At 63.0% G+C, this 18853-nt stretch carries 17 protein-coding genes; 8 read left to right on the top strand and 9 right to left on the bottom strand.

Annotated elements, in window-relative coordinates:
* Positions 1-539 precede the first annotated feature (539 nt).
* Positions 540-1148 (top strand): FHA domain-containing protein, encoded by a 609-nt coding sequence (locus B9N93_RS11510; protein ID WP_176225238.1) that lies wholly within the window; start codon positions 540-542, stop codon positions 1146-1148.
* Between the two features lie 15 nt (positions 1149-1163).
* Positions 1164-1541 (top strand): PilZ domain-containing protein, encoded by a 378-nt coding sequence (locus B9N93_RS11505; RefSeq protein ID WP_085213750.1) that lies wholly within the window; start codon positions 1164-1166, stop codon positions 1539-1541.
* A 56-nt stretch (positions 1542-1597) separates the two neighbouring features.
* Here the strand turns inward: B9N93_RS11505 and radA are convergent, their stop codons facing one another.
* The 3 genes from radA to B9N93_RS11490 are packed head-to-tail and all read right to left on the bottom strand — an operon-like array spanning position 1598 to position 4838.
* The gene (gene radA / locus B9N93_RS11500; RefSeq protein ID WP_085216254.1) at positions 1598-2953 is read right to left on the bottom strand and encodes a DNA repair protein RadA; all 1356 of its coding nucleotides are present in this window, start codon (positions 2951-2953) and stop codon (positions 1598-1600) included.
* A 23-nt stretch (positions 2954-2976) separates the two neighbouring features.
* Entirely contained in the window at positions 2977-3720 is a 744-nt protein-coding gene (locus B9N93_RS11495; RefSeq protein ID WP_085213748.1) for a class I SAM-dependent methyltransferase, read from the bottom strand.
* A gap of 8 nt (positions 3721-3728) precedes the next feature.
* Complete coding sequence (locus tag B9N93_RS11490) at positions 3729-4838, bottom strand: PQQ-dependent sugar dehydrogenase (RefSeq protein ID WP_085213746.1); 1110 nt, start codon at positions 4836-4838, stop codon at positions 3729-3731.
* A gap of 183 nt (positions 4839-5021) precedes the next feature.
* Here B9N93_RS11490 and htpX point away from each other — a divergent pair, with 183 nt between their 5' ends.
* From htpX to clpA, 3 genes are all read left to right on the top strand, one after another.
* Complete coding sequence (gene htpX, locus B9N93_RS11485) at positions 5022-5915, top strand: protease HtpX (protein WP_085213744.1); 894 nt, start codon at positions 5022-5024, stop codon at positions 5913-5915.
* A gap of 206 nt (positions 5916-6121) precedes the next feature.
* The gene (gene clpS, locus B9N93_RS11480; RefSeq protein ID WP_085213742.1) at positions 6122-6442 is read left to right on the top strand and encodes an ATP-dependent Clp protease adapter ClpS; all 321 of its coding nucleotides are present in this window, start codon (positions 6122-6124) and stop codon (positions 6440-6442) included.
* Between the two features lie 13 nt (positions 6443-6455).
* On the top strand, positions 6456-8723 hold the full coding sequence (clpA, locus tag B9N93_RS11475) for an ATP-dependent Clp protease ATP-binding subunit ClpA (protein ID WP_085213740.1): 2268 nt from the start codon (positions 6456-6458) through the stop codon (positions 8721-8723).
* 2 nt (positions 8724-8725) lie between these two features.
* On the opposite strand, the gene infA is transcribed toward clpA, so the two are convergent.
* The 4 genes from infA to B9N93_RS11455 form a co-directional block, all read right to left on the bottom strand.
* A complete protein-coding gene (gene infA, locus B9N93_RS11470; protein WP_085213738.1) occupies positions 8726-8944 on the bottom strand; it encodes a translation initiation factor IF-1 in 219 nt (72 codons plus the stop codon).
* A 57-nt stretch (positions 8945-9001) separates the two neighbouring features.
* Complete coding sequence (locus B9N93_RS11465; protein ID WP_085213736.1) at positions 9002-9721, bottom strand: arginyltransferase; 720 nt, start codon at positions 9719-9721, stop codon at positions 9002-9004.
* Positions 9718-10422 carry a leucyl/phenylalanyl-tRNA--protein transferase gene (gene aat / locus B9N93_RS11460; protein WP_085213734.1) on the bottom strand — a complete coding sequence of 235 codons (705 nt, stop codon included), beginning with the start codon at positions 10420-10422 and terminating at the stop codon, positions 9718-9720. Before aat ends, B9N93_RS11465 begins: the two co-directional genes overlap by 4 nt.
* Before the next feature lie 72 nt (positions 10423-10494).
* Positions 10495-11631 carry a GNAT family N-acetyltransferase gene (locus B9N93_RS11455; protein WP_085213732.1) on the bottom strand — a complete coding sequence of 379 codons (1137 nt, stop codon included), beginning with the start codon at positions 11629-11631 and terminating at the stop codon, positions 10495-10497.
* Positions 11632-11744: 113 nt separating this feature from the next.
* On the opposite strand from B9N93_RS11455, the gene ettA reads away from it, so the two are divergent.
* The 3 genes from ettA to B9N93_RS11440 all read left to right on the top strand — a co-directional run bounded on the left by ettA (position 11745) and on the right by B9N93_RS11440 (position 16277).
* Complete coding sequence (ettA, locus tag B9N93_RS11450) at positions 11745-13412, top strand: energy-dependent translational throttle protein EttA (protein ID WP_085213730.1); 1668 nt, start codon at positions 11745-11747, stop codon at positions 13410-13412.
* A gap of 193 nt (positions 13413-13605) precedes the next feature.
* On the top strand, positions 13606-15405 hold the full coding sequence (locus B9N93_RS11445) for a DEAD/DEAH box helicase (RefSeq protein ID WP_085213728.1): 1800 nt from the start codon (positions 13606-13608) through the stop codon (positions 15403-15405).
* On the top strand, positions 15405-16277 hold the full coding sequence (locus B9N93_RS11440) for an ATP-binding protein (protein WP_085213726.1): 873 nt from the start codon (positions 15405-15407) through the stop codon (positions 16275-16277). The genes B9N93_RS11445 and B9N93_RS11440 overlap by 1 nt, the downstream gene beginning before the upstream one ends.
* An 8-nt stretch (positions 16278-16285) precedes the next feature.
* On the opposite strand, the gene moaA is transcribed toward B9N93_RS11440, so the two are convergent.
* Together moaA and B9N93_RS11430 are read right to left on the bottom strand one after the other, a co-directional pair.
* Positions 16286-17287 carry a GTP 3',8-cyclase MoaA gene (gene moaA, locus B9N93_RS11435; protein ID WP_085213724.1) on the bottom strand — a complete coding sequence of 334 codons (1002 nt, stop codon included), beginning with the start codon at positions 17285-17287 and terminating at the stop codon, positions 16286-16288.
* Between the two features lie 96 nt (positions 17288-17383).
* Positions 17384-18583, bottom strand: a complete 1200-nt coding sequence (locus B9N93_RS11430; RefSeq protein WP_085213722.1) for an EAL and HDOD domain-containing protein — start codon at positions 18581-18583, stop codon at positions 17384-17386.
* Positions 18584-18853: the final 270 nt, after the last annotated feature.

Raw genomic sequence — 18853 nt, 5'->3', positions numbered from 1 at the left:
TTCTAAAACTCCATCGGTGGAACGGATTCGGTCGGGCCGATCCGGGCCTGATTTATTTTCGTTATGGCCCTGGGGATTCCGGTGGCCATCCGCATCTGGACCGCCAAACCAGGAAGGATAGTCCGAAAACCGGACCTTCTTTCGACAAGGCGCGGCCATCGTTCTTGGGGATGGCACACCGGCTTGGGACAGGCTTGGATAAGGTGTTGCTTTCTAAGCCATACCTCGGAAGTTTAATCGTCAAAAATTCGTCGTCAACTTAGCAGCAGGATTTTCCGAGCATCTCCGGCCCGGCCTCGTAAAGGCCTCTTCCGCCGTATCAAAATCCGCCGCTGGAATACGGCGGTCAGGGGACACACCATCCCCGGAGGAGAGCCGGAGAATGTCGATATCCATGGATGGACCGGCAGGCAAAACAGCTATACTTTAGGGATGTCACGAGGAGACACCGCTCGCAACACCCCCACAACGGAACGGACTCCATGCAACCCCATGCCCCGAACCTACCCCGGCCCCCTCATTTTTCCACGCCTCGATCCATGTCCAAACTGACCGTCACTTTCAAAGGCATACCCCTACAGTCCATCGAGTTGGAACGGGACGAGATCAGCATAGGCCGCAATCCCTCGAACGCGGTGTATATCGACAGCCTGGCCTTGGCCGATTTCCACGCGATGGTGAAGTTCACCCAGGAAGGCTATGTCATCCAGCAATTGCAGATGGATTTCCCGGTGTACCTGAATGGACGCCCGGTTTCACGGGAGCGGCTGGACGATGGCGACCATATCCTGATCGGCAAGCACGACCTCTATTTCAGCCAACGGCCCCCGGCACCGCGGACGACACCACTACCCGAACCCGGTCCCACCAATGTATTTCGGGCCTTCGAGGGCAGCTTCCAAGTGATGAACGGGAAGAAGATCGGGATGGTGATCCCTTTGAAGCAAACGCTGACCCAGATCGGCAAAGGCCCGACCGGCCTTGTGGTCGTCAACAAGGGGGACGCGGGCTATACCATCAGCCCCAAGGATGGCGAGGTGCTGCTGACCGTCAATGGCAATTCCCTACAGATCGGCGAAGAAGTCTTGCTCCAGAACAACGATATCGTCAGGATCAATAGCTCCCTGTTGCTGTTTTTCCAGAAATAACCCGGAACCACCACTATGCCCGCCACCCATCCAGACCACCGCCTTTTCCATCGCATCGCCCACGACGCCCCGGCGCTTATCACCCTGGAAGATTCAGCCTTGACGGCGCGGACCCTTGACCTTTCGCTCAGAGGCTGCCTGCTGGAGATCGACCCGGCAGTGGCGCTCGGCATTGGCATCCCCTACTCCATCGAAATCCATTTGAGCGAGGATGTGCGGATCGCCATGCGCGGAGCGTTGATCCACCGACAGGAGCGGCGGGCGGGTTTCAAGTGCGAGCATATCGATCTCGACAGTATTTCCACGCTCCGGCGTTTGGTGGAATTGAACCTGGGCGATCCCGAGTTGCTGGACCGCGACCTCGAAGCCCTCGCCGTCCACAGTCCAAGTTAAAAACCCGCTTCGAAAACCAAAGACGGCACATGCTGCACCCCGCTATGGTACTGTTATCATAACACGGCGATAGCTTCGCGGAGACTCTTCACGGGAACGACCTCCAAGCCGGGAACGGCCAACGACCTGGGCACGTTCTTAGCCGGTGCCAGGGCGTGCTTGAAGCCATGTTTGGCGGCTTCCTTTAAGCGTTCCTCGCCATTCTGCACCGGGCGGACCTCGCCATTCAGGCCGAGTTCGCCGAACACCACCCAATCACGCGGCACCTGTTTATCGCGGTAACTCGACACCACCGCCAAGGCCACCGCCAAATCCCCGGCGGTCTCGCCCAGGCGCAAGCCGCCCACCAGATTGACGAACACGTCCTGATTGAATAGCGGCACCCCGCCATGCCGGTGCAGGATCGCCAGCAGCATCGCCAGCCGGTTGCCCTCCATACCCACCGCGACCCGGCGCGGGCTGGGCAGATGGGATTCATCCACCAGCGCCTGCACTTCGACCAGCATCGGGCGGCTGCCCTCGCGCATCACCATCACCACGCTGCCGGGCGCGTCCTCGTCGCCACGGGACAGGAAGATGGCCGAGGGATTGCGGACCTCGCGCAGGCCGGTTTCGGTCATGGCGAACACGCCCATTTCGTTGACCGCGCCGAAACGGTTCTTGAAGGCGCGGATCACCCGGAACCGGCTGCTGTCATCGCCCTCGAAATACAGCACGGTATCGACCATATGTTCCAACACCCTGGGACCGGCCAGCGCGCCCTCCTTAGTCACATGGCCGACCAGGAACACCGTGGTCTGGGTTTCCTTGGCGTAGCGCACCAGCCGGGCGGCGCACTCCCGCACCTGGGCCACCGAACCGGGGGCGGATTGCAGCAATTCGCTGTAGGCGGTCTGGATGGAATCCACCACCAGGAATTCCGGCTGTTCCGCCTGCGCCACCGCCAAGATTTGCTCCAGGCGGGTTTCGGCGACGATCCGCACCGCCGCCGCGCCGCCGAGTTGCAGCCGCCGCGCCCTGAGGCTCACCTGGCGGATGGATTCCTCGCCGGTGACGTACAGCACCTTGTGGTCGCCGCCCAGCGCGGCCACAGTCTGCAACAGCAAGGTGGATTTGCCGATGCCGGGATCGCCGCCGATCAGGATGGCCGACCCCGGCACCAGCCCGCCCCCCAACACCCGGTCGAATTCTTCCAGGCCACAGGGCACGCGGCTGATTTCCTCGGCCTCGACCTCGGCCAGGGACACCGGCACGGCGCCCTCCCCCGCCGCCCCGGCGAAACCCGCGAACCGGGCGGGCGGTGGGGCACGGTCTTCGACGCCTTCGACCAGGGAGTTCCAAGCGCCGCAGCCGGGGCATTGGCCGGCCCATTTGTTCTGGGCGTGGCCGCAATCGGTGCAGCGGTAGACGATTTTGCGGCTGTCCTTGGGCGGTTTCACGGCCAAGGCTTCACCCCGCTGACCAAGGCATTGACCCCTTCCCGGTAATGGCAGGTCACGGGCTGGAATCCGGCTTCCGCCATCCGCGCCAAGGCCGGTTCCAACCGCATGATATGATCCTGGGATTCGTCGCTGAACAAATGCACCACCCATTGTTCCAGCAAATCGGGCCGGTCCATGGCCAGGAATTCCCGGAAATAACCGCGCACCTCGTCCTGGGTCCGCCGCAGGTGTTGCAGGCTGTCGTCGAGGGCGTAGCGGTCGCCGTTGACGAACACGCCGCCCGGTTTCAACACGCGGTGGATTTCTTCGAACACCCGGCCCCGGTAGCCTTGCAGGAAATTGTGTACGGTGTAGGCGCTGGCCACCAGGTCCAGGCTGGCGGTCGGCCATTGGGCGAGGTAGGACAAGGCATCGCTCTCGACCAGGCGCAGCCGACCTTGCGCCACGGCCCCGGCCAGATGGCGACCGGCCTGTTCCAGCATGGCGGGACCGTTGTCGAGGCTGGTGATACGCGCCTCCGGGCGGTGATGCAGCAAATACGCGGTGGTCACGCCGGTGCCGGTGCCGAGTTCCAGCAGTTCCAGGTTCCCGGCGGCGGGCGCGGCCCAAGCCCCGACGAATTCGCCCACCCGGCGGCTCATATCGGGTATCTCCGGGGCGATCCGGTGCAGCAGGTTGTATTCCTCGGCGATGGGACCATCGAACAATAGTTCGGCAACGTAGTGGGCTTGGTTCATGGGATGCCTCATTGGGGTTGATAGGAAATGCGGTAGAGCGCGCCGCGCTGATCGTCCGACACCAGCAAAGCCCCGTCCGGCAGCGTCAAGATATCGACGGGACGGCCTGTCACCTTGCCATCGGCCTGGAGCCACCCCTCGGCGAAGGGTTTTTCCTCCACCGGCCTGCCATCCTGGAAACGCACCAGCACCACCCGATAACCCTGGGGCGTGGAGCGGTTCCATGAACCATGCTGGGCGACGAAAAGCTGGCCCCGGTATTCGGCGGGGAATTGGGTGCCGGTATAGAAGCGCATCCCCAAAGGAGCGACATGGGCCGGGAAATTCCAGGCGGGCGGCGTAGTGTGGGCGCAGGCTTTGAATTTGCCGAACTCGGGATCGGCGATGTCCTTGCCGTGGCAGAAGGGATAGCCGAAATGCATCCCGGCCTTGGGCGCGGTATTGAGTTCATCGGGCGGGGCGTCGTCGCCCAGCCAATCGCGGCCATTGTCGGTGAACCACAGTTCATGGGTCTCGGGCTGCCAGTCGAAACCGACCGTGTTGCGGATGCCCTTGGCGTAGATTTCCAGGTTCTTGCCGTCGGGATCGAGCCGGGTCAGGCTGGCGTAGACGTCCTGGGAAGGGTTGCAGATATTACAGGGCGCTCCCACCGGCGCGTACAACTTGCGGTCCGGCCCGACCCTGAGATATTTCCAACCATGATGGATATCCTTGGGATAACTGTCGTAGACCGTTGTCAAAGGCGGCGGGTCGGCCAGATGATGGCCGATATCCTTGAGCTTGCCGATGCGGGACACCTCGGCCACGTACAAATCCCCGTCCAGGCTGGCCACCCCGTTGGGCATATGCAGGCCGGAAGCCAGGGTATAGACCCGGTCGGCCTTGCCATCGAGGTTGTCGTCGCGCACCGCATAGACCTTGCCCGCGTCCAGGCTGCCGACATACACGGTACCATCGTCGCCCAAGGCCAGGGAGCGGGCACTGGGCACCTGGTCGGTGAATAGCTCGATATGGAATCCGGGCGGCACGGTGATCCCGCCCAGGCCGGACCCGGCCTGGGCGGTGGCCGCGCCGACGCAGGCCAGCAGGCACCCTAATAGCTTGGATCGGATATTCATGGCATTCCTCGTGGATTTTGGAGGGATTGGGCGTCCTGCCCGCCAGATCGGCGAGGGGAAAAGACGGCATGGAACAGCTTCCGGCCTATCGGGCCGACCCTGGACATCGCCCCGAACAACTTGATTTTTAAGCCAGCGCCTCCAAATATGGTATCACCGCCACACAGACAGGTAATCGACACCATGCGCATCTTCTTGTTCCTGCTGACCAACGCCGCCGTGCTGCTGTTGGTCAGCGTCATCTTCCACGTCCTCGGGCTGGGCCAATACCTGGGCCGCCAGGGCGTCCACCTCAACCTCGACCAATTGCTGCTCATGTCGGCCATCATCGGCATGAGCGGCTCGTTCATTTCGCTGTTGATGTCGAAATGGATGGCCAAACAATCCATGGGGGTCTATGTCATCGAACAGCCTTCCAATTCCACCGAGCAATGGCTGGTGGAAACCGTCGCCCGCCTCGCCCAACAAGCCCGGATCGGGATGCCGGAGGTCGGCATCTTCGACTCCCCCGAACCCAACGCCTTCGCCACTGGCATGAGCAAAAACAGCTCCCTGGTCGCCGTCAGCACCGGGCTGCTGCACGCCATGGACGCCAACGCGGTGGAAGCGGTACTGGGCCACGAAATCAGCCATGTCGCCAACGGCGATATGGTGACCATGGGCTTGCTGCAAGGGGTGGTGAACACCTTCGTCTATTTCTTCGCGACCCTCATCGGCCATGTGGTGGACCGCACCCTGTTCCGCTCGGGCGACGACGACCGCGGCGGCTACGGTCCGGCCTACTACATCACCCAGATGGTAGCGCAAGTGCTGCTCTCCATCCTCGCGACCATGATCGTGATGTGGTTCTCGCGCTGGCGGGAGTTCCGCGCCGATGCCGGGGCCGCCGGTTTGACCGGGCGCGGCAAGATGATTTCGGCCCTCGAAGCCCTGCGGCGCAGCCATGAACAAGAGGAACTGCCGGGGCAGCTCGCCGCCTTCGGCATCAACGGCGGCATCGCGGAGGGCTTCCAGAAGCTGTTCATGAGCCACCCGCCGCTGGAGGAACGCATCGCCGCCCTGCGCGAGTTGCGCTGACGGACCGGGGCCGAGGTGGCCCGCCGCCGCCCGGCCCCCCATTTTCGGCCAATATCGCCCACGGGATAATGCCGCGAACGGTATCACACCGACACCTTTAACCACCCCAAATACCGCCGCCTGGGGTTAAGACAAGCCCCTTGCCCGGTGCTATAGTAAGTTCCGCCGAAACGATCCGGCCTGTTCGCAATATAGGATTCCAAGAGATGGCCCAACATCCTGATCACAAGCTCAACGACGATCTTGCTGTCCAGGAAGCAGAACCCAAACTCAAGCGGCCTCCCCTATACAAGGTTGTCTTGTTGAACGATGACTTCACCCCGATGGATTTCGTGGTCGAAGTGCTGAAAACCTTCTTCGGCATGAGCGAGGAAAAAGCCACCCAGGTCATGCTCCATGTCCATACACGGGGTATCGGCGTGTGCGGTGTTTTCTCAAAAGACGTGGCGGAAACCAAAGTCCGCTTGGTAAACGACTACTCCCGGCAGCACCAGCATCCCTTGCTGTGCAGCATGGAGGAGACCTAGCAGGGTCTTGATTATGTTAAGCAAAGATCTCGAACACTCGCTGAATGTCGCGTTCCGGTCGGCCTACGAAAAGCGGCACGAATTCATCACCGTCGAACATCTGCTGCTGGCGATGCTCGACAACGCCGTCGCGGTGGAAGTCCTCAAGGCCTGCGGTGCCCGGCTCGACCCGCTCCGCAAGGAATTGATCGATTTCCTCGACGAAACCACCCCCTTGATCCCTCCCGGCGTCAAGCGCGAAACCCAGCCGACCCTGGGTTTCCAAAGGGTACTGCAACGGGCGGCTTTCCATGTGCAATCCTCCGGCAAGAAGGAAGTCACCGGGGCCAATATCCTGGTCGCCATCTTCAGCGAACAGGATTCCCAGGCGGTCTACCTGCTGAACAAACAGGACGTGACCCGGCTGGACGTGGTGAACTACATTTCCCACGGCATCTCCAAAGTGCGCGAGGAAGCCGAACCCGCCACCAAATCCGGTAGCCCGGATGGGGATGAAAGCGACACCTCCAACGCCAACCCGTTGGAAAAATTCGCCACCAACCTCAACGAAATGGCCAAGCGCGGCAAGATCGATCCCCTGATCGGCCGCAAGGACGAAATCGAGCGCACGGTGCAAGTCCTCTGCCGCCGCCGCAAGAACAACCCGCTGTTGGTCGGCGAGGCCGGGGTCGGCAAAACCGCCATCGCCGAGGGACTGGCCAAGAAGATCATCGACAACGAAGTCCCGGACATCCTGGCCGAAAGCACCATCTATTCCCTGGACCTGGGTGCCTTGGTGGCGGGCACCAAATACCGCGGCGACTTTGAAAAACGCCTGAAAGCCCTGTTGGCGCAATTGAAGAAGGAACCGAACTCCATCCTGTTCATCGACGAAATCCACACCATCATTGGTGCCGGTTCGGCTTCGGGCGGGGTGATGGACGCCTCCAACCTCATCAAGCCAGTGCTGGCCTCGGGCGACCTACGTTGTATCGGTTCGACCACCTACCAGGAATATCGCGGCATCTTCGAAAAGGACCGCGCCCTGGCCCGCCGCTTCCAGAAGATCGATGTCCACGAACCCACGGTCGATGAAACCTACCAAATCCTCAAGGGACTCAAGACCCGGTTCGAGAAGCACCACGAGGTGAAATACTCGCTCGCGGCCCTGCGCACGGCGGCGGAACTCTCCGACCGCTACATCACCGACCGGCATTTACCCGACAAGGCCATCGACGTGATCGACGAAGCCGGGGCTTGCCAACGGCTGCAACCGGTCTCCCGCCGCAAGAAGCTGATCGGCACCCTGGAAATCGAGGATATCGTATCCAAGATCGCCCGCATCCCGCCGAAAACCGTGTCCACCAACGACAAGGACAAGCTGCGCGATCTGGAAAAAAACCTGAAGATGTTGGTGTTCGGCCAGGACGCGGCCATCACGGCGCTCTCGGCCGCCATCAAGCTGGCACGGGCGGGTCTGCGGGAAACCCAGAAGCCTATCGGCTGCTTCCTGTTCTCCGGCCCCACCGGCGTCGGCAAGACCGAAGTCACCCGCCAGCTCGCCAAGGTGCTGGGCGTGGAATTGATCCGCTTCGACATGTCGGAATACATGGAACGCCACACCGTGTCCCGTTTGATCGGCGCACCGCCCGGCTATGTCGGCTTCGACCAGGGCGGCCTCCTCACCGAGGAAGTCACCAAGCATCCGCACGCGGTGTTGCTGTTGGACGAAATCGAAAAGGCCCACGGCGATGTGTTCAACCTGCTGCTGCAAGTCATGGACCACGGCACCTTGACCGACAACAACGGACGCAAGGCCGATTTCCGCAACATCATCCTGGTGATGACCACCAACGCCGGCGCGGCGGAAGGCGGACGGCCCTCCATCGGCTTCACCCAACAGGACCACAGCACCGACAGCATGAAGGTGATCGAACGCTCGTTCTCCCCGGAATTCCGCAACCGCCTCGACGCCGTGATCCAATTCAAGCCGCTCAGCATCGACACCATCGGCCAAGTGGTGGACAAGTTCCTGTTCGAACTGGAAACGCAGTTGGCGGAAAAGCGGGTGTCCCTGGTGTTGGAACCCGACGCGCGGGAATGGCTGGCCGAGCATGGCTTCGACCCCAAGATGGGGGCGCGGCCCATGAGCCGCGTGATTCAGGAGAACATCAAGAAGCCCCTGGCCGAGGAAATATTGTTCGGCAGGCTGACCGAAGGCGGGATCGTCAGGATCGGGGTGGAGGAAGACAAGCTTTCGTTCGAGTTCGAAAGCGCACGGGTGGCGCCCGAGCCCGCCTGAGTTCAGCGTTGGCGGAAGGTGATGCGGCCCTTGGATAGATCGTAGGGGGTCATTTCGACCTTCACCCGATCCCCGGTCAGGATGCGGATGTAATGCTTCCGCATCTTACCGGAGATATGGGCGATGATGGTGTGGCCATTATCCAACTGCACCCGGAAAGTGGTATTGGGCAGGGTTTCGATCACCTTGCCTTCCATTTCGATATGATCTTCTTTCGACATAAACCTCTTCTCTAAACGTATCGCGCCGCGCTTCGGCAAAGCGCGAATGATAGCACATCAAACCCTGGCATTGCCGCCTCCGTCCCACGGGGTCCAGCCTCCCTCCCGCAGCACCTCGAACGGCCTGAACGCATCCTTATAGGCCATCTTGCGGCATCCCGAAATCCAGAATCCCAGGTACACCCAGGGCAATCCGCGCCGCCGGGCCTCGTCGATCTGCCACAGCACGGCCTGGGTGCCCAGGCTCCGGCGCGGCGCTTCCGGGTCGTAAAAGGTATAAACCGCCGATAATCCGTCGCTTAGGTGGTCGACCACCGCCACCGCCCGCAATTCGTCCCCTTCCAGGAACTCGTACAAGCCGGTATCGCCCCAATCGCTGCCGACGAACTGGATGTAATCCTCCGGGCTGGACAACGCCATATGGCCGTCGGCATGGCGCGATTCCAAGTAGCGCATATACAGCCGATAATGCCGCTCGTCGAAAACATCGTATTTCCGCACCACGCGCAAATCGGCGTTGAGCTTGGCGACCCGGCGCTGGGCGCGGCTGGGCTGGAAACGGACGGCCGGAATCCGCACCGGAACACAGGCCGAGCAATCCAGGCAGTGGGGCCGGTAGACCAAATCGCCGCTGCGCCGGAACCCGCTGGCCGCGAGCCGGGTATACAACACGGGGTCCAGCGCCACCCTGGGCGACACATAAGCCATCCGCGCCCGTTGCCCTGGAAGATAATCGCAATCGTGCTCGTAGCCGAGATAAAGGGGGATGGATTTCATAAGGATTCTTCCCTGGGTTGCCACGCCCCGGACGCGGCGGTTTGTTCGCAATAGAGGTTAAGCAGGCGGACGAATTCGCGGCGCGGGATTTCCCCGGCCCCAAGGCTCGCCAAATGCTGGGTATGGACCTGGCAATCGATCAGCGCATAGCCCCACTCCGCCAACCGCCCGCAGGCATAGGCGAACGCGGCCTTGGAAGCGTCGGTGGCGCGGTGGAACATCGACTCACCGAAAAACACCCGCCCCAAAGCCACGCCATACAACCCCCCCACCAACCTGCCTTCCCGCCAAGCCTCGAAGGAATGGGCCAACCCCTGCTCGTACAGGCGGCGATAGGCCCGCTTCATGTCGGCGGTGATCCAGGTACCCGCCGCCATCGATCGGGGTCCGGCGCAAGCCTCGACCACGTCGGCGAAGCAAACATCGTGGGTGAAGGCGAATTCGCCGCGCTTGAGCCGCTTGCCGAGGCTGCGGGACACCTTGACCTGCTCGGGCCGTAGCACCAGCCTGGGATCGGGCGACCACCACAGGATCGGCTCGTTCTCGCCGAACCAGGGAAAGATGCCACGGCGGTAGGCGTTGCACAGCCGTTCCGGGGAGAGGCAACCGCCCATGGCCAACAGCCCGTTGGGATCGCGCAAAGCCTTGTCCACGGTGGGGAAGGGTTGGTGCTTATCGAAGGGGTTGAGGACGGTGAGCATGGGTGGAGGATGGAATCGGGCAACGGCCCGAGTATACCCGAGAAACTTGCCGACCCGCTGGGCGCAAGACCTTCATGCCCCACCGTCCTTGAACGGCGACCGCTCCCCAAGCTCCGCCATATACCCCAGCATCCCCTGTTCCTCCCGCTCCAAAAACCGGGCGATAGGCTCCTTAAATCCCGGATGCGCGATCCAATGCGCCGACCAGGTCGGCGTCGGCAAGAACCCCCGGCTGATCTTGTGTTCGCCCTGGGCACCCGGCTCGAACCGTTTCAGGCCGTTCCCGATGCAATACTCGATGCCCTGGTAATAGCACGCCTCGAAATGGAGACCGGGCACCTCCTCCCAACACCCCCAATAACGGCCATACAAACACTCGGTCCCCACCAGGAAATAAGCCGCGCCGATAACGTCCCCGCCACGCCGGGCCAGCACCAGCATCACCTGATCGCCCATGGTAGCGGCGATTTCGCGGAAGAACGCCTCGGTCAGCGCCGGATAATTGCCGTGCTTAGCGAAGGTCGCGCAATAAAGCTCGTGGACCTTGCGCCAGAGTTCCGGCACGACAGCGCCACCCTGGATACGCTCCAACTCGACGCCCGCCTCCCGCACCAAGCGCCGCTCGCGCTGGACCTCCTTGCGCCGCTTGGCGGTGAACCCCGCCAGGAAATCGCCGAAATCCCGGTAATCCCGGTTCTCCCAATGGAATTGGCAGCCCAGCCGCCGCATCAAGCGCGGCGATCCCAGCAAATCGGCGTCGGTGGCGAACAACCAATGCAACGAAGACACCCCGGCCTCATCGGCCAGTTCGATGGCCGCTTCCATCATCGCCGCCGCCAGTGCGGCGGAGCGGTATTCCGGGGCGATCAACAACCGTGGTCCGGTGGCGGGCGTGAACGGCGCGGCCACCACCAGTTTGGGGTAATAATCGAGGCCCGAGCGCTCATAGGCGCTGGCCCAGGCCCCATCGAACACGAACTCCCCGAAGGAATTAAATTTGAGGTACATCGGACAAGCGGCGACCAAGCGCCCCGCCCCGTCCTCGAACAACAAATGCCGCGGCATCCACCCGACCCGCTGGCCCAGGCAACCGCATTCTTCCAAGGCCGACAGGAACTCATGGCGCAGGAACGGATAAGCCCCTCCGGTCAGCGCGTTCCACGCGGCGGCATCGACTTCGGCCAAGCGCCGCACGACCCGCGTTTTCATTCCACCTTCTAGCCGCATCGGCTGCTCCCCTCCATCCGCGAAACTACACGCCGTGAACCCGGCGGCGAACCGTGAAATAATATCGGTTTTCACGCCGAAGGCATGGCATTGAAATGGCTCAATATATTTATACAATGAACCGGGTGGGCAAGGTCGTCCCGCCCAAGCGCGAAATCCTCCGGGACATCTCGCTCTCCTTCTTCCCCGGTGCCAAGATCGGCGTGCTGGGACTCAACGGCTCCGGCAAATCCAGCCTATTGCGGATCATGGCCGGGGTCGATCAGGATTACAACGGCGAAGCCCGCCCGCAACCCGGCATCAACATCGGCTACCTGCCGCAAGAACCGCAACTCGACCCCAGCAAGAACGTGCGCGGCAATGTCGAGGAAGCCCTGTCCCACATCAAGGACGCCTTGGCCCAACTGGACGCGGTCTACGCCGCCTATGCCGAACCGGACGCCGATTTCGACACCCTCGCCGCCGAACAGGCCCGGCTGGAAGGCATCATCCAGGCCAGCGACGGCCACAACCTCGACCGCACCCTGGAAATCGCCGCCGACGCCCTCCGCCTCCCGGACTGGGACGCCGATGTCACCAAACTTTCGGGGGGCGAAAAACGCCGCGTGGCCCTGTGCCGCTTGCTACTGTCCAGCCCCGACATGCTGCTGCTGGACGAACCCACCAACCACCTCGACGCCGAATCGGTGGCCTGGCTGGAACGCTTCCTCCACGATTTCCCCGGCACCGTGATCGCCGTCACCCACGACCGCTATTTCCTCGACAACGTCGCGGGCTGGATTCTGGAACTCGACCGCGGCCACGGCATCCCCTGGGAAGGCAATTATTCCTCCTGGCTGGACCAGAAGGAAAAACGCCTCGCCATCGAGGAAAAACAGGAATCCGCCCGCCAGAAAGCCATGAAGGCCGAATTGGAATGGGTCCGCGCCAACCCCAAAGGCCGCCACGCCAAGAGCAAGGCCCGTTTGCAGCGCTTCGACGAACTCGCCAACCAGGAAACCCAAAAGCGCAACGAAACCAAGGAAATCTACATCCCGCCGGGGCCGCGGCTCGGGGATATGGTGGTCGAGGTGAAAAGCTTGCGGAAAGGCTTCGGCGACCGTTTGTTGGTCGACGACCTGAGCTTCCGGCTGCCGCCCGGCGGCATCGTCGGCATCATCGGCCCCAATGGCGCGGGCAAAACCACCCTATTCCGCATGATCGCGGGCATAGAACCGCCGGATAGTGGTACCATCCGCCATGGCGAAACCGTGCAAATCGCCCATGTCGATCAAACCCGCGACCATCTCGACCCCAACAAGACCGTCTGGGAGGAGATTTCCGACGGACTCGACATGATTACCGTCGGCAATTACCAGACGCCATCCCGCGCCTACTGTGGCCGCTTCAACTTCAAGGGCTCCGACCAGCAAAAGCGCATCGGCGACCTGTCGGGCGGCGAACGCAACCGCGTCCATCTGGCCAAGCTGCTGAAGAGCGGCGGCAACGTCCTGCTGTTGGACGAACCGACCAACGACCTGGACGTGGAAACCCTGCGGGCATTGGAAGAAGCCTTGCTCGACTTCCCCGGCTGCGCGGTGGTGATCTCGCACGACCGCTGGTTCCTGGACCGCATCGCCACCCACATGCTGGCTTTCGAGGGCGAAAGCAAAGTGGTGTGGTTCGAGGGCAATTACGCCGACTACGAGGCCGACCGCAAGCGCCGCCTGGGCGACGAAGCCGAGAATCCGCACCGCATCCGGTATAAGCCGCTGATGGGTTAATCCTAAGGACTGCGGGATTCCCAGGTTTCGGCCTGGGAGTCTCCCGGCGCTTCCCAAAACAAAGGAACCGCGAACCAGCAACCGAATCGGCTTTCCCATCGCCACCCACTCTACGGTGGCCATCGGCAAGCCATTTTGATGACCGCCGCCCTTCCGGCGCGGCCCCACCCCTTTCCTCACTCAGCAGAAACACATGACCGACGAAACCAACCTCTCCTTCGAAGACCTCGGCCTTTCCCCGGAACTCCTGCAAACCATCCAGGAAATCGGCTACGAGAACCCCTCCCCCATCCAGGCCGCGTGCATCCCGCACCTTCTGGCCGGACGCGACCTCATCGGCCAAGCCCAAACCGGCACCGGCAAAACCGCCGCCTTCGCCCTGCCCGTCCTCAACCGCATCGATATCGAGCGCCGCGCCCCGCAAGCCCTGGTGCTGGCCCCGACCCGCGAACTCGCCATCCAGGTCGCCGAGGCGTTCCAGACCTACGCCCGCCACCTCGAAGGTTTCCATATCCTGCCCATCTACGGTGGCCAGGGCATGACCCTGCAATTGCGCCACCTCGCCCGCGGCGTCCATGTCGTGGTCGGCACCCCAGGGCGGGTCATGGACCATTTGCGCCGGGGCACCTTGAACCTGGATGCGCTCACCACCCTGGTCCTCGACGAGGCCGACGAGATGCTGCGCATGGGTTTCATCGAGGATGTGGAATGGATCCTCGAACACACCCCTGACACCCGCCAGACCGCCCTGTTCTCCGCCACCATGCCGCCGGTGATCCGCAAGATCGCCGACGGCCAGCTGCGCGAGCCGGTAGAAGTCAAGATCAAGGCCAAGACCGCCACCGTCGAATCCATCAACCAGCAATATTGGCTGGTGTCGGGCCTGCAAAAGCTGGAAGCCCTGACCCGCATCCTCGACGCCGAGGATATCGACGCCATGATCATCTTCGTCCGCACCAAGACCGAAACCGTGGAACTGGCCGAGAAGCTGGAAGCCCGCGGCTACGAGGCGGCGGCGCTGAACGGCGACATGAGCCAGGTCCTGCGCGAAAAGGTCATCGACCGTTTGAAGAAGGGCGGGTTGGATATCGTCATCGCCACCGATGTCGCCGCCCGTGGCCTGGACGTGGAACGCATCACCCATGTGGTGAACTACGACATCCCCTACGACACCGAAGCCTATGTCCACCGCATCGGCCGCACGGGCCGGGCCGGGCGCAAGGGCACGGCGATCCTGTTCGTGGCCCCGCGTGAACGCCGCATGTTGCGGGCCATCGAGCAGGCCACCCGCCAGCCCATCCAACAGATGCGCCTGCCGACCTTGCAAGACATCGCCGACCGCCGCATCGAGCAATTCAAGGCGCAGCTGGTCGAGGTGCTGGACAACGAGGACATCGGTTTCTACCGCGAATTGGTCGACCAGATGGTGACGGAGGAACTGGGCGAACCCGCCGATATCGCCGCCGCCATCGCCCATCTGATGCATAAGGAACGCCCCCTGGCCGCGCCGGACGAGCCGGAACCGCCGGTACGCGAATTCCGCGACTTCGACCGCGACCGGGGTTCCGACCGCCGCCCGGAACGCCGCGACCGCGACGACCGCCGCCGCGATACCGAACCCATGCGCCGCTACACCCTCGACGTGGGCCGCGAGCATGGCGTCACCCCCAGGGATATCGTCGGGGCGCTGGCCAACGAGGGCGGCATCCCGGCCCGGCGCATCGGCCAGATCAAGCTGCACGACACCCACAGCACGGTGGAACTGCCGGAAGACCTGCCCGGCGATTGCTTCGCCCGCCTGAAAAAAACCTGGGTCCGTAACCAGCGCATCAACCTGCAACCGGAAGAAGGCGGCGAGCGTGGCCCGCGCAAACCCTTGCGGTTAAAAGATGGCGATGCGCCCTATCGCCCGGCGGGTGGCCGCAAGCGGGCCGACGTGGATGTCCATCTGCCCAAGCGCAAGCCCAATAAGCCGGGCCGCGACGAGAGCTGATGGACGCGCTGGCCCACTTCCTCGAAAAGGCCGCGGCGCTGGTGGACCGGCTAGAACAGCTGGTCCCCGCCGCGCCGGCAACCGTCGATTGGAACGCCTCCCCCGCCTTCCGCTGGCGGGGCGCGGCGGCCCGCCAGCCCTTGCAGGCCATCCCCAGGCCGCACCGGCTGGCGCTGGCCGATCTCCTGTGCGTGGACCGGCAGAAAGCCGAACTCGACCGCAACACCCGGCAATTCCTCAAGGGTTTGCCCGCCAACAACGCCCTGTTGTGGGGCGCGAAGGGCACCGGCAAATCCTCGCTCGTCAAGGCCTTGCTGCATGAGTATGCCGCCGACGGACTCCGCGTGATCGAGGTGGACCGCCAACACCTGGTGGAACTGCCGGACATCCTGGACCTGCTCCATCCCAGGCCGGAAAAATTCATCCTGTACTGCGACGATCTTTCGTTCGAGGCCGACGACGCCGGTTATAAGGCGCTGAAAGCCATCCTCGAAGGCTCGTTCCACGCCCCGCCGCCCAACGTGCTGATCTACGCCACCTCGAACCGCCGCCACCTGTTGCCCGAATACGCCGAGGACAACCAACAGGCCCGCTGGATCGAAGGCGAGTTGCACCAGGGCGAGGCGGTGGAGGAGAAGATTTCGCTGTCGGAGCGCTTCGGGGTGTGGCTGTCGTTCCACGCCTTCAACCAAGACCAATACCTGGCCGTGGTGCGCCATTGGCTGGAGCGGCTGGGGACGCCGCTGGAGGATTGGGACACGGCCCGCGCCGAGGCTTTGCGCTACGCCCTGCTCAGGGGCTCGCGCAGCGGGCGGGTGGCCTGGCAGTTCGCCAAGGATTGGAGCGGGCGTTTGGGCTTGGAAAATCCATAACCCCCGCCTCACCCGCCCGTCGCGTTCATATGCCGGAAAATCACCGGCTCCGCCTTGAGGTCGAAATGATGGCGCTCGGGCTTGAGGTGCATGGACTCGACGATGGCCTGCCTCAGCTTGGCGGCGTCGCCGGGATTGGCCCGCAACACCCGCTTGAGGTCCACCGAATGCTCATTCCCCAGGCACAGCAACAAGCGTCCCTCGGCGGTGAGCCGGACCCGGTTACAGGTGCCGCAGAAATTATGGCTGTGGGGCGAAATGAAACCGACCCGCGTCGCGGTGCCAACCACCCGGAAATAGCGCGAAGGCCCGCCGGTATTCTCGGGCGTGGGCAGCAGCGAGAAATGCTTGTCGAGGTCGCGGTGGATGGCGTCGCTGGAATAATATTCCTCGGCCCGGTCGTGGCCATCGACCACGCCCAGCGGCATTTCCTCGATGAAGCTGATATCCATCCGCTTGGCGACGGCATAGGCCACGAGATCGCAGACCTCGTCGTGGTTGCGGCCCTTCAGCACCACGGTGTTGAGCTTGACCTTGTCGAAATCCTGTTCCAGCGCCGCGTCGATCCCCCGCAACACCCGCCCCAAATCGCCGATCCGGGTCATCTGGCGGAAACGTCCGGCGTCCAGCGAATCCAGGCTCACATTGATGCGCTTGACCCCGGCGGCCTTGAGGTCGGCGGCGCAGCCCTCCAATTGCGAGCCATTGGTGGTCAGCGCCAATTCCCTAAGGCCCGGCAAGCCGCCAATATCCCGCATCAAATCCACCGCGCCCTTGCGCACCAAAGGCTCGCCGCCGGTGATCCTGATCTTGTCCGCGCCCAAGGCCACGAAGGCCCGGCAAACGGCGGCGATTTCCTCCAGGGTCAGGATTTGGGCGCGGGGCAGGAATTCCATCTCCTCGCCCATACAGTAGATACACCGGAAATCGCAGCGGTCGGTGATGGACACCCGGAGATAATGGACCCGCCTACCATAGCGGTCGATCAAGGGATTGGCGTTCATGGTCATCGATTGTTTCGGCTTGATGACGCGATTCTGCCACGCCCCCCCATGACAGCCAAGTGTTTTACTGGGGAATTACCGTCAACAGGGACGCTAAAACCGCTAAGCGGCAAGCAAGGCCGCGCCCAAATCCCGGCTCCAGCGTATAGCGTCCAGGTACAGGTGGGACGGCACCACATCGGCCAAGCCCGCCGCGACCAGCGGGGCCGGATCGGCCCGCTCGAAAGCCAGGGCCAGCCGCAAGACCTCGCCCACCGGCCCCGCGCCTTCCAACAAGGCGGTATGGACCGGGGCGGGCAGGTTCAAGGCGGCCAGGATTTGCTCCCTGGGCAGGTCCATGATGGCGTCCAGCAGGGAAAACAAGCCCGCGAGATAATAATGTTCGGGATCGGGGCGGTTGAGATGCTGGGCCAAGGATTCGCAGGTGCGCGCCCGCAAGGTCGCCATCGCCAGCAATTCGCGGGGCTGGTAGTCCACCGAGTTCATCAAGATCACCGAAGCCCAGTTCTTCACCCGGCCCAGACCGAACACCAACACCGCCCGGCGGATCGATTCCACCGGCTTCCCCAGCCCGAAGAAGGCGGAATTGATCAAGCGCAGCAGTTTGTAGCTCAGCACCATATCTCGGCCGATCAGGGTTTCGGCCTCGGCGATGGAAATATCGGGGTTTTGCAACTTGGCGAGCAGTTCCAGCAGGGCCAGCCGGTTGCCCGGTATGTCGGGGCCGCGCAGCCGACCCGGACGCTCGACGAACGCCCCCTGGAAATAATGAAATCCCAGTTTGACGCAACGTTCGAATTGGTCGCGGGTGCCGACCCCGGCGACCAAGCACCGCGGATCCAAGCCGTGCCCGCCCGGCCATCCGGCCACCCCGGCGGCAAGCCGGTCCGCGTCGAACAAGCAGAGGGAAACATAAGCGGCTTCCCGGCGCAGCCGGCCGGGATCGCCTACGGGATCGCACAAGGCGATGGCGTAGCCCAAGGCCGCCAAGCCTCCGGCCACCGCGCCCAGCCCGGCATCCCGCGCCACCGCGCCCGGCACGGCGAGGACGACCCGCGCCTTGGGCCAGCCCCATTCGGCGCAAGCGGCCAAGCCATCGGACGGCACCCGGACCAAGGCCCGGCCACCACCGACCAAATCGGCCAGGGACAGGCAATGGCTGGCCTCGCGCAAGGTCTCCGGCCCGGCCACGCCGCCCCCGCCCCGGCGCAGGGCTGCCCGGTCGCAAAACCTCAGCTCATAGCCGAACACCTCCAAGCCCCGGTCGAAAATCGGTAAACGACCCACCATGCCATCGAACATATCGTTCACTCCGCTGGTCCAAGCCACGCCTTGAGGGTAAGCAATGAATCGCCCCGCGACAAGGTTAGGGTCGATTTGTTGCGGCTCTAGTCCTACAATCTAAAGTAAACGCCGGACGGCCACACACCCCAATGACCCAACAGCCACGTCCCCCATCCGTTGCGCCGACCTACGCCTTTCCGACCGGTGCCCCGCACCGCCCCAGCCCCATCCCGTATCCGTGCCTGGACCTCCGCCCAGGCGGCACCACCACATCATACCTGCCATGGG

The sequence above is a fragment of the Methylomagnum ishizawai genome (assembly GCF_900155475.1).
In the GTDB taxonomy this organism is placed as follows: Bacteria; Pseudomonadota; Gammaproteobacteria; order Methylococcales; family Methylococcaceae; genus Methylomagnum; species Methylomagnum ishizawai_A.
This window is presented reverse-complemented; position numbering and strand designations above follow the sequence as displayed.